1 protein-coding gene is annotated in these 1,256 nt (G+C 67.2%); it reads right to left on the bottom strand.

What is annotated here, in order from left to right; all coding sequences use genetic code 11:
* Positions 1-23: 23 nt before the first annotated feature.
* Complete coding sequence (locus tag ACFPCY_RS43010) at positions 24-905, bottom strand: replication initiation protein (RefSeq protein WP_378265706.1); 882 nt, start codon at positions 903-905, stop codon at positions 24-26.
* Between the last annotated feature and the right edge of the window lie 351 nt (positions 906-1,256).

Below are 1,256 nucleotides of genomic sequence, written 5' to 3'. Positions count from 1 at the left end.
GCGCCGTGCGGGTGTCTCGGCAGTCATCGGAAGAGCTCCTTGGATGCGTGGGTGCGGTCGATGCGGCGTTTGTCAGCAGCGCGTTGAGCGCGGCGCTGTTGGTGCTCCGGAGCGGTCCAGGCTTCGCGTCGTTGGTTGGTGAGTTCTGGGGTGATGTTGCGCCAGGTCCAGCGGGCGATGGAACGGGCCAGGTGCAGCACTTCCACCTCGCCCAGCGGGCCGCGGGTGAACTCCTCGGCGATGGCGGTGAGGTTCTTGTTCACGGCGAAGGCGTGAACGGTCTGCTCCCACTCGCTGGCATCGTCGTAGCGCAACCGAGCGCGGTAGGCCCATTGGCGAGTGAGGTGGAACAGGGCGACGTTGCGGCCCACGGAGGACGCTGTGAGGGCTTTTCCGGTCCTGGAAGGCCCTGGGAGGGCTCCGACGTCTCCGAGGGCCTGTGCGAGCTCCTGGAGGCCGTAGAGGGCGGTTTCCTCGCCCCACAGCGGCATGTGCTGGCGGTGGACGGGGTTCTTGGTCACCCGGCCCGCGTAGCCGACGTCTCCGCCCAGGACGTCGACGAGGCCTTGCTCGATGCGGGCCAGGAGGTTGATCGGCTTCCGGCGGGCGGAGTCGGTGAGGCACACCGGAGCGGCCAGGGCGTAGGCGATGTGCCCGGAGCGGGTGTGCGGGTTCAGCGTCACCCAGGAGGGCTGAGGCAGCCCGACCAGATCGGCCACCTGGTCGGCCTCGGAGCCGTCGTGGTCGGTGACCACGATCGACTGCAGGCACAGCGGGTTGGTCTCGATGTAGGGCAGCTGCAGAGCGTGCTCCCGGGACACCCTCCGATAGGCGCCCTCCTTGCGCTCAGCGGCCAATGGCGCGTGCGGTAGCCAGTGGTCGGCGAACACGTTCTGGAAGCTCATGAGGTGACCCAACCACAGATTCCGCACCTCCTCGGGTAGGACGCACCCTTAATCAGATACTTCGCCCGAAAATGCTTTTCTGCCTGCGCGTAGCGCAGTCCGCTCCCGGGCCCTCTCGAACCTCGCTGAACCCGTCACACCTCATGCATCATTCGATGACCGAGGTCCAGGTGACCCAACGCAGGCACGCACACTCTCAGTTGCACCCTTCGCCTCAGGTGCCCAGAGCACCTCAACCAGGCACCGGCCCAGCCTCAATTTCCATCCGCCGGCCCCTGCCGCAGATCGTGACATCCGTGACGGTCTCCGGTGCTCGGCAGTGGGCTCCAGCGGGTGCCTGGTCGGGGTGCG

Source organism: Actinomadura gamaensis (assembly GCF_042652125.1).
GTDB classification, from domain to species: Bacteria; Actinomycetota; Actinomycetes; order Streptosporangiales; family Streptosporangiaceae; genus Spirillospora; species Spirillospora gamaensis.
This window is presented reverse-complemented; position numbering and strand designations above follow the sequence as displayed.

Bases quoted from the DNA above. Each gene is read 5' to 3' on its own strand.
- ACFPCY_RS43010 (WP_378265706.1), bottom strand. From the start codon at position 905: ATGAGCTTCCAGAACGTGTTCGCCGACCACTGGCTACCGCACGCGCCA.